The sequence below is a fragment of the Pseudomonas sp. GW821-FHT02C04 genome, assembly GCF_059421845.1.
The window spans coordinates 630,149-640,293 of record NZ_JBWKVT010000002.1 but is presented as its reverse complement, the minus strand read 5'-3'; the positions used below and the strand labels follow the sequence as shown (position 1 = coordinate 640,293).

Below are 10,145 nucleotides of genomic sequence, written 5' to 3'. Positions count from 1 at the left end.
GCCTACTCCTTGGCGACGCGTTTCATGTCCGCATCCATCATCATGCGGATCAGGGTGTCGAGATCGGTTTTCGGTTTCCAGCCCAGCACGCGCTGGGCCTTGGCCGGGTTGCCGAGCAGCACTTCGACTTCGGCCGGGCGGAAGAACGCCGGGTCGATCTTCACGTAGTCGCGGTAGTTGAGACCCACGTGATCGAAGGCGATGCGGCACATTTCGCGCACGGTGGTGGTGACACCGGTGGCGACCACGAAATCGTCAGGCTTATCCTGCTGCAACATCAGCCACATGGCCTCGACGTAGTCACCGGCGAAGCCCCAGTCGCGCTTGGCGTCGATGTTGCCCAGGGCCAGCTCCTGCTGTTTGCCCTGCTTGATCCGGGCGGCCGCGTCGGTGACCTTGCGGGTCACGAACTCGATGCCGCGCAGTGGCGATTCATGGTTGAACAGGATGCCGCTGCTGGCGTGCAGGTTGAAACTTTCGCGGTAGTTGACGGTGATCCAGTGGCCATAGAGTTTGGCCACGCCGTAAGGGCTGCGCGGGTAGAAGGGGGTGTTCTCGTCCTGTTGCTCGGCCTGGATCAGACCGAACATTTCGCTGGTGGACGCCTGGTAGAAACGCGTGTGCGGGCTGAACTGGCGGATCGCTTCAAGCAGGTGAGTCACGCCCAGGCCATCGACGATGCCGGTGGTCACCGGTTGATCCCAGGACGCAGCGACGAAGCTTTGCGCCGCGAGGTTATAGACCTCGTCCGGCGCCGACTTGATCACCGCGCGCTGCACCGAGCAGGCATCGGCCATGTCGCCGTCCAGGTACACGATGTCGGCTTCAACGCCCATTTCCCGCAGGCGCCAGCGCGAGTCGCTGCTGCGCCGCGCCACCAGGCCGTGAACCTTGTAACCCTTGTCGAGCAGCAGTCTGGCCAGATACGCGCCGTCCTGGCCGGTGATCCCTGTGATCAATGCACTTTTTGTCATTCTTGTCGTACTCGCTTCTCCCAGTCGGACAGGATCGCCCGCAGGGATTGTTGTATAGAGATTTGCGGCGTCCATCCTGTGGTCTGGGCGAGCCGTTGATGGCTGCCGCAGACACGACGCTGATCCGCGCGACGCATGCGCGCGGGATCCTGAACCAGTTGCAGCTCGACCTCGGCCAGGTCGCCCATCTGTTCGATGAGACTGCGGATGCTTTGCTCATGGCCTGAGCAAATGTTGTACACCTGTCCCGGCGTGCCTTTTTCCAGCAACGCGAAATAGGCCGAAACCACGTCGTCGACATCGAGGAAGTCCCGGGTGACATCGATGTCGCCGACTTCCAGTTGCGGCGCTTGCAGCCCCTGCTTGATGCGGTTGATCTGCCGCGCGGCGCTGGCGATGACGAAGCTGTCTTTCTGCCCGGTGCCGATGTGGTTGAACGGACGCGCCACCAGCACTGGCCAGCCCTCGCTCAGGCCCCATTGCAGGCTGAGGAATTCGGCGGACAGTTTGCTCACTGCGTAGGGATTGCGCGGGCAGGGCGGTTGCTGTTCGGTGATCGGCAGTGCGGACTCGTCGACCTGACCGTACACGTCGCCGGAGCTGACATACAGGAACGGGCCCTTGAAGCCTCTGGCCTTGAGCGCCTGCAACAGGTTCAGGGTGCCGAGCAGATTGATGTCGAAGGTGCGGGCCGGATCGCGGAACGCTTCGGGGACGAATGTCTGACCGGCCAGGTGAATCACGGCGTCAGGCATTTGCGGCCAGAGGTCGATGAGGTTTTGCGGGTCCGTCAGGTCAAAGGGCGAAGCGGCAGGCAGCAGTTCCCATGCCGAGTCATTGCGCCCCAAACGCGACTGGATATGTTGTCCCACGAACCCACTGAGGCCCGTGATGAACAGACGTTTTTTCAAACAGCGACCCCTTGGTCTTTAACTTTCACCGCTTCCCACAGGCTTTGAGGGGATGTCTGTCAGACCGGGAGAAATTCCGGTCGCAAGACGGGTGAAGTCGTTGTTGTAGTTGTTTGGTTGCCAATCTGTGCCAATTGCTCGGCAATTTCAACCGACCAAACCGTGACCGGTCAGTTCTCGTCAGCGTAGCCCGGTTTTTCTCGCCGGGCGGTTCACGAATCCTGAACGGATGTGTTTAGAATGCCCCTCGTCGCGGTTTCCCGAGCGTTGCCAAAGTGGTTGCGCAATACGGTGAAACTGACCACTAAAACAAGAACGACGACGTGCTTCGGACACAGGACGAATGTCGGCCATGCCGACCCGATCCGATGCCTGGCCGTCATAGCGTGAGGCTGCCGGGATGGCGGTCGCACCGTGGGATGCCATGAATTTCATTCTCTACTCGGACGTCAACGACCGCTCCATCAGCCAGAGTCTCGGGCGTCCCGAATACAGCTATTACTTCGTGCTCAAGGCCTATCGCCCGGTGCTCGAAAGTCTGGGGCGGGTGCATGTGGTGTCCACTCGCACCGAGGTCGACCCACTGTATCGACAACTGCTCGCCTCCGGTGAAAGCAGTGTTTTCCTGTCCTTCACCCCGCCGCAAAATACGCCGACCGATCTGGAATGCCCGACGATCTGCGTGATTGCGTGGGAATTCGATTCGATCCCCGATGAGTCGTGGGACGGCGATCAACGTCAGGACTGGACGCAGATGCTGGCCCGACAGGGACGGGTCATCACGCTGTCGAGCCACACTGCCCGGGCAATCCGCCGAGCCATGGGCGAAGACTTTCCGGTCCTGGTATTGCCGACCCCGCTGTGGGAAAACTTCGCGGCCATTCGTGAGCAACATGTCAGCGCGCCGATCAATCCCGGGGCGACGCTGGCGATCAAGGGCTGCATTTTCGACAGCCGCACGCTGGCGCTGTCCGCCGATGATCTGCTGCCCAAACCGCTGACCGCCGAGCAACTGGCGGACATCGAGGCGCGCCGTCCGCCACCGCTGACACTCAAGCGTCGACTGGTCATTGCCCGTCATTACCTGCGTCTGTGGGCGTTGAATCCGAGCGATCAACCCGAGCCCATGGCCCGCGTGAAATATCTGCATCACGGCTACTGGGAAGGGTTTCGCGATCTGTTCTCGGACAAGGCCCATGCCTGGCTCGAACGAAGTCTGCCGAACATTGCCGGTCCCCATGAAGTGGCGGTGGACGAACCACCACCACTGGACCTGCCGGAGACCTCGGGGGTGGTCGAAACCACCGTCGATGGCGTGATTTACGTCACCGTGTTCAACCCCAAGGATGGCCGCAAGAACTGGCATCACTTGATCACCGCGTTCTGCTGGGCCTTTCGCGAAACGTCTGACGCAACGCTGGTGCTGAAAATCACCCAGAACGATCTGGCGTCCTACTACAGCGAACTGATGACCTTGCTCGCGCAACTGACGCCGTTCGCCTGCCGGGTGCTGGTGCTGCACGGCTACCTGGACGATCCGCAGTATGCGCGGCTCTATCAGGCCGCCAGTTTTTACGTCAACGCGTCACGTTGCGAAGGCCTGTGTCTGCCGCTGATGGAGTTCATGTCCAGCGGCAAACCGGTGATCGCTCCGGATCACACGGCGATGGAAGACTACATCGATGACTCGGTGGCCTTTGTCGTCAAGTCCAGCGAAGAGCTGACGATCTGGCCCCAGGATACCCGCATCATCTACCGCACTCTGCGTCACCGGCCGGACTGGGGCTCGCTAAAAAGCGCCTACGAAAACAGTTACCGGATGGCCAAGGCGCAACCACAGGACTATCGCCGAATGTCGGTCGCCGCCGTCGAGCGCATGCACGACTACTGCGCCTTCGCCCCGGTACAGCAGCGCCTGGCGGACTTCTTCGGCCTGGTGCCAGCGGCTGCCGATGCCGCCCTCGTGACGGACAACGCCTCATGCTGATCATCATTCATTCGGAAACCAACCAGCACACCATCGCGCAGAACCTCGGTCGTTCCGAGTACAGCTATTACTTCGTGCTCAAGGAGTACCGGCCGGTGCTCGAGCGCCTTGGGCGGGTGGTGGAAGTGACGGACCCGGCCCGCGAAGTCGATGCGCTGTACCTGGAATGCGTAGCCCGCGGCGAGCCGTGCGTGTTCCTGTCGTTCTCGCCGCCCCATCGCACGCCGATTCATCTGGCCTGCCCGACGTTGCCGGTGTTCGCCTGGGAGTTCAGCACTATCCCCAACGAGCCTTTCGACGGCGAGCCACGCAATGACTGGCGCACGGTGTTGCGCGCCTGCGGGGCGGCAATCACTCACTCCGGTTACACGGTCAACGCGGTGCGCGAGGCCATGGGCGCCGACTACCCGATTGTCGCGGTGCCGGCTCCCGTGTGGGATCGCTTTGCCGCCCGGGGCGCCCAACTGCAAGGCCAGCCCTCGACGGGGCCGGTGCGCTTGAAGATCAAAGGGCTGGTGGCCGACAGTCGCCAACTCAATCTCGACGCCTTCGGCCCGAAGCATCTGCGCCGTGGCAAAGGCATCGACTTCGAGGCGCCGGTCCGCGAGCAGGAGTTGTTGCTGGATGGCGTGGTGTACACCTCGGTGTTCAACCCCGGCGACGGACGCAAGAACTGGGAAGACATGCTCAGTGCGTTCTGCGTGACATTCCGTGAGGTCGAGGACGCAACGCTGGTGCTCAAGCTTACTCACCACGATGCCGAAGAGGCCCTCAGCGACATCCTTCATCACCTGTACAAAAATCGCTCCTACCGCTGCCGCATCGTGCTGATCTACGGCTACCTCGCGGACGCGGACTACGAGCGACTGGTGCAGGCCACCCGTTACGTGGTGAACACGTCCTACGGCGAGGGCCAGTGCCTGCCGCTGATGGAGTTCATGTCCTGCGGCAAACCGGCAGTGGCGCCGCGCACCACGGCGATGATCGATTACCTGAGCGAAGACAATGCGTTTCTGGTCGAGGCCACCGATGAACTCACCGCGTGGCCCCACGATCCGCGCAAGGCGTTTCGCACGCTGCGTTACGTGACCAACTGGGCGTCGGTCTGCGTCGCCTACCGCGACAGTTACGACGTGGCGAAAAACCAGCCACAACGTTATGCACGAATGTCGTCTCAAGCCGTCCTGAGCCTGCAAGGATTCTGCAGCCAGGCCGTGGCCGAGCAGCGCTTGCAGGACTTTCTGGCGCAGCTGTTCGAGCATCGTGCGATGACAGCCGTCGAGGTCTCCGGCTCATGATCCGCGTGCTGACTCGAAGCTTGCGACCTCGTCAGGTGATCATCGCCCGCCAACCGCTGCAAACCCTTTCGCCCACCGCCGACCCTTTTTCTGGAGCCAACCCATGCTGAGACTTTTGAAGAAACTCACGGCATCGACGCCTGCACAGCCTGCCGCGCCGGTAGTCGAGGACGTCGACACGTTCCAGCTCGGCTTGCGCGATGCGATGCTCAGCGGCTGGTTCAACCATGACACCGGCGAGCTGTACAAAGGCTTCACGGTGGGCCCCGAGGACACGCTGGTCGACGTCGGTTGCGGCGACGGCGGCAACATGCAGTTCTGCGGCATGCGCGGCGCGCGGATCATCGTCGCCGACATCGACGCGGCGAAGATCGAAGCTGCCCGCCAGCGGCTCAGCGAAACCTCTGCGCGCAGCGTCGAGTACCACGTCACTGATGGCAATCCGCTGCCGATCGCCGATGGCACCGCGACCCGCGTGGTGTCCACCGAGGTGCTTGAACATGTCGACGATCCGGCACAATTCCTCGCCGAACTGGTGCGGATTGGCCAGCCGGGCGCCCTGTATCTGCTGAGCGTCCCGCACCCCAGTTCCGAAGATGTGCAAAAAGGCATCGCCATACCGGAGTACTTCGAAAAGCCCAACCACATTCGCATCATCAGCGAGGAGCAGTTCAAGGCCATGGTCAGCGAGGCGGGTCTGGAGATCGTCAGCCACAGTCAGTACGGTTTCTACCGGTCACTGTGGATGCTGCTGTTCTGGGAAGCCAACGTGGACCTGGGCAGTCCCGATCATCCGTTGCTCAATCAATGGACCAAGACCTGGGAGGCCGTGCTCAACTCGCCACGTGGCACGCAGATCAAGCATGCGCTGGACAGCGTCATGGCGAAAAGTCAGGTCATCATCGCCCGTAAACCGTAGCGCGTTTTTTCCGGGAGCGGCCGCGCTCCCGTCGGTTTTGTGTAACCTTGCAGCCTTGTGTTGCCAGGGATTTGCACGTCATGCGGTTTCTTTTCGGGCTGTCAGCATTGCTTGCCGCAGCCCTGTTGCTGTCTGCCTGCGAGCGTCAGGAAGCAGCACCTCTCGATCAACAACTCTACGTCTGGCAACGCCAGTGGACGCCGGGCCATGTGGCGGCGATCAACGACAGCCGTGCGGATTTCTCGACCCTGCGCGTTCTGGCATTGCAGGCTTTCCCACAAGCAGGCTGGAGCCGGGCGCGGATCGATCCGCCGTTGCTGAAGAGTGATGGCCGGCCGCTGATCGCGGTGATTCGCCTCGATGGCCAGCTCAAGGCACTGGATCAGGAGCAGGTCACGGCGCAGATCCTTCAGGTGATCGATGACTGGCAAACCCAGGGACTCACGCTGGCCGGGGTCGAGATCGATCACGATGCCGGCAATGCGCGGCTGCCCGCGTACGCCGACTTCCTCCTTCATCTGCGCGCAGCGTTGCCGTCTTCACTCCCCTTGAGCATCACTGCATTGCCGGCCTGGCTGGACAGCCCGCAACTGCCGGCGCTGTTGGCGACGGTCGACAGCAGCGTGCTGCAGGTACATGCGGTCAGCGATCCGCGACGCGGTCTGTTCGACCCTGAGCTGGCGCGCGACTGGGCGGAGCGTTGGGGGCGGATCAGCGACAAACCGTTCTACCTGGCCCTGCCGGCTTACGGTGTCGCGTTGTTGCCGGACAGCGGTGGCGCACCGGTGGTGGAAAGCGAAGTGACGCTGGAGCGGGGCGGAGAGCGCCGCGAATTGCTGGCCGATCCGCAGCAACTGAGCCGACTCGCCAAAGCACTGCGCGAGGATCGACCGGCGCACCTGACCGGGCTGATCTGGTTCCGCCTGCCGCTGGCCAATGATCGCCGGGCCTGGAGCCTGACTACGTTGGGTGCAGTGGCCCGCGGCGATGCGCTGTCCAGCAAACTCGATTTGAGCTTCAAGGCGCAGGATGGCCTCTACGACATCACGCTAGGTAACGCCGGCAACCTTGATAGCCCCTGGCCTGCGCGCTTGCTGGTAAAAGCCAGCGGCTGCGAAGGCGCCGATGCGCTCGCCGGTTATGCATTGCAACAGTCCGCGGATCTGCTTACCTTCACCCGCCTGCGCGACGGCCGATTGCCGGCGGGCGGGCAGCGTGCGATCGGTTGGGCACGTTGCGCAAATATTGATCAAGGAGGTTCGCATGTTGACCCGTAACTGGCCCCGCCATCTGCTTTGCCTGAGCCTCAGCCTGCCGCTGGGATCGGCGCTGGCCTGCGGCCCGGATTTCCCGATGCGTCTGCTCGATGATCGCGGGCAATCGCTGGCGGAACTGCCGGAGGGCAACTTCAAGTTCGAGATCAATCGCCTCGGCAAGACCATTGCCGGGCTGAAGAACGTCACGGCGGTCACCTACAATCCCGACGACATCTATGGCGAACCGAAGGAACCCGCTGAACTGCGTGAGAAGGCCGAGCAGCAGGGCCTGAGCGCGGAGCAGCAGGCGCTGGTCAAGCAACTGCGCAGCCTGACCGATGCGCGTCAGGTCGAGGTACAGGGCGCGAGCCTGCCGGCGGAGCTGCGTCTGTATGTGGCGGGCGCCGTGGCGTTCGGCGCCGGTGATCATCAACTGGCCGTCGAGTATTTCCGTCAGTTGCTGGCGCTGCCGGCCGATCAACGCGCGTTACGCAGCACCTGGGCCGCTTATTCGCTGGGCCGGGCTTTCTTTGCCATGAGCAGCGAAGCAGGCGATGCGCTCGACGCGTTGGAAAACGCCATCGAAGCCTTCCGCCAGACGCGGCAACTGAGTATCGACGGTTTCAGCGATCCGCTGGAGCTGGGCGTGGCCAGCCTCGGCGAAGAAGCACGAGCGCTGCGCACAGCGGGCAGTTGGGACAAGGCCATCGAACTCTATGCCACGCAAAACCTGCATGGCTCGAACGTCGGCTACACCTCGCTGAAGCTGTTGATGAACGATCTGGCCGAAGAACCCGAGGATCGACTGGAAAAGTTGCTGCGCGGCAAAGCGGTGCAGCAACTGGTGACCGCGTCGCTGATCAGCCGGATCGGCTGGTCATTCGGCGATGAGCCGCCGAACGAGAAAAAACTGATCAAAGCGCTGCAGGAAAGTACGAGCGGTAGCCTCGACAACGCTGATCGTCTGGCGGCCATGAATTATCAACAGGGCGATTACGCCAGCGCCAAGGCGTTCCTCGAACACGCCGGTGACAGCGGCCTGGCGTGGTGGCTGCGGGCGAAACTGGCGGTGCGCGATGGCGACAAGGACGCGGCGGCTGCGGCCTATGCGAAAGCTGCGCAGGCCTTCCCGCAGGGCGAATCCTGGGGCGAGCGGCGTACCGCCGACTGGAATCTTGAATCCCTTCAGCCCAAATGCCGGGTTGAGGGTGAAAGTGCGATTCTGGCGCTGCAACGTGGCGAGTACCTGCAGGCCTTCGATCAGTTGTATCGCAGCCAGAGCATTTACTGGTTCGACGCCGCGACCGTGGCCGAGCGGGTGCTGACGGTTGATGAACTGAAAAATTATGTCGATAAAAATGTGCCGGCGCCGCCCGCGCTGAGCCAGCAGGATCGCGACAATTACGTTCCGCTGCCGGTGGCCGCGAGCCTGCGCAATTTGCTGGGCCGGCGTTTGTTGCGTGAAGGGCACTACGAAGAGGCGGTCGGCTATTTCGACAATGCCGATTTGCAGCACAAGGCTCGGTTCTATGGCGAGCAACGCCTGAAGGCTGATTCGGCGTGGTGGCCGACCAAGCGTGCCAGTGCGCTGTTCAATGCGGCGTGGACGGCCCGCGAGTGGGGCATGGACATCCTGGGTTACGAAATGGCCCCGGATTACGCGACCTTCGGCGGTAACTACAGCCTGGAAAACACCGAGCTGAAAGTCGGGCCGCTGGTGAGCGAGGCTGAAGTGCAACGCCAGAAGGCCAGTGAAGCGCAGCCGGATGAGCGCTATCACTATCGGTTTGTTGCCACAGCGCTGGCCAGCCGTGCGGCGGATAACTTGCCGCACACCAGCCAGGCGTTCGCCGCCGTGTTGTGTTCGGCCGCCGGTTTCAATAGCAGCCTGCAAGAGCAAAGCGCGCTGTATCAGCGATATGTGAAAGAAGGTCCGTACATGGGCTGGGGCGGTTATTTCGGCCAACAATGCCCTTATCCGGACTTCGCCAACGCCGACAAACGCTACGTCACCCAGGTTGTCGACGCGGTACGCGGAGTATTGCGACCCTACAAGCGTGCGGTGCAGATCGGCGCCATCGTCGGGTTGACCGTCATTGCGCTGGTGATCATCACCCGCCGTCAGCGCAAGGCCCGCAAAGCCTAAGCCTGCTGCACGAACGTCAGGCGCACGGCAAAGCCGATCAACAGGCTGCCGAACAACCACTGCTGCACCCGTTGGGCCGTCGGGCTGTCTTTCAGCCAACGGCCCAGCGCCGTGCCGAGCAAGGCATAGGCACTGTCGAACAACAATCCAGCGGCCACCAGCATCGCGCCGAGCACCGCAAATTGTGTCAGCACCGGTGCGCCATCCGCCACGATGAACTGCGGCAGCAGCACCGAGCAGAACAGCAAGGCTTTCGGGTTGAGCAGATTGGTCAGCAGGCCACGACGGATCGCTGCGCGCCACTGCCCATGGCCGTCCGTTACGGTGCCGGCGTTCAGATCCGGCAGCAGCGTGGTGCGCAGGCATTGAATGCCGATCCACAGCAAGTACGCCGCCCCGGCCATTCGCACCGCATCGAACGTCCACGGCGCAGCCTTGAACAGCGCCGCCAGCCCCAGCGCCGCGAGTGCGACATGACAGCCTCGGGCGACCGCCAGACCCACCGCCGTGGCGAGCGCTGCGCCGCGACCCTGACGGGCACCGGTCTGCAGCAGCAGGATCATGTCCGGGCCGGGCAGCAGATAGACCACCGCCAAAGCCAGGAAAAACAGCCAGAGACTCGCCATGTCGCACCCCTTTCGTTGTCGATTCGGT

The 10,145-nt window shown here is 62.5% G+C and carries 8 protein-coding genes; 5 read left to right on the top strand and 3 right to left on the bottom strand.

What is annotated here, in order from left to right; all coding sequences use genetic code 11:
- Nucleotides 1–2 precede the first annotated feature (2 nt).
- Together gmd and AC07VV_RS11070 are read right to left on the bottom strand one after the other, a co-directional pair.
- Nucleotides 3–974, bottom strand: coding sequence for a GDP-mannose 4,6-dehydratase (gmd, locus tag AC07VV_RS11075; protein ID WP_007954189.1), 972 nt, complete (start codon nt 972–974; stop codon nt 3–5).
- Nucleotides 971–1,885: a GDP-mannose 4,6-dehydratase gene (locus tag AC07VV_RS11070; protein WP_495036240.1), complete on the bottom strand. Its 915-nt coding sequence runs from the start codon at nt 1,883–1,885 to the stop codon at nt 971–973. Before AC07VV_RS11070 ends, gmd begins: the two co-directional genes overlap by 4 nt.
- Before the next feature lie 424 nt (nt 1,886–2,309).
- Here AC07VV_RS11070 and AC07VV_RS11065 point away from each other — a divergent pair, with 424 nt between their 5' ends.
- The 5 genes from AC07VV_RS11065 to AC07VV_RS11045 all read left to right on the top strand — a co-directional run bounded on the left by AC07VV_RS11065 (nt 2,310) and on the right by AC07VV_RS11045 (nt 9,491).
- Nucleotides 2,310–3,872: a glycosyltransferase gene (locus AC07VV_RS11065; RefSeq protein ID WP_495036239.1), complete on the top strand. Its 1,563-nt coding sequence runs from the start codon at nt 2,310–2,312 to the stop codon at nt 3,870–3,872.
- On the top strand, nt 3,866–5,170 hold the full coding sequence (locus AC07VV_RS11060; RefSeq protein ID WP_495036238.1) for a glycosyltransferase: 1,305 nt from the start codon (nt 3,866–3,868) through the stop codon (nt 5,168–5,170). The genes AC07VV_RS11065 and AC07VV_RS11060 overlap by 7 nt, the downstream gene beginning before the upstream one ends.
- A 103-nt stretch (nt 5,171–5,273) precedes the next feature.
- Complete coding sequence (locus AC07VV_RS11055) at nt 5,274–6,089, top strand: class I SAM-dependent methyltransferase (protein ID WP_495036237.1); 816 nt, start codon at nt 5,274–5,276, stop codon at nt 6,087–6,089.
- Between the two features lie 80 nt (nt 6,090–6,169).
- Nucleotides 6,170–7,366 (top strand): DUF3142 domain-containing protein, encoded by a 1,197-nt coding sequence (locus AC07VV_RS11050; protein ID WP_495036236.1) that lies wholly within the window; start codon nt 6,170–6,172, stop codon nt 7,364–7,366.
- Nucleotides 7,353–9,491: a hypothetical protein gene (locus tag AC07VV_RS11045; protein WP_495036235.1), complete on the top strand. Its 2,139-nt coding sequence runs from the start codon at nt 7,353–7,355 to the stop codon at nt 9,489–9,491. The genes AC07VV_RS11050 and AC07VV_RS11045 overlap by 14 nt, the downstream gene beginning before the upstream one ends.
- Here AC07VV_RS11045 and AC07VV_RS11040 read toward each other — a convergent pair.
- Complete coding sequence (locus AC07VV_RS11040) at nt 9,488–10,117, bottom strand: LysE family translocator (protein ID WP_495036234.1); 630 nt, start codon at nt 10,115–10,117, stop codon at nt 9,488–9,490. The genes AC07VV_RS11045 and AC07VV_RS11040 overlap by 4 nt on opposite strands.
- Between the last annotated feature and the right edge of the window lie 28 nt (nt 10,118–10,145).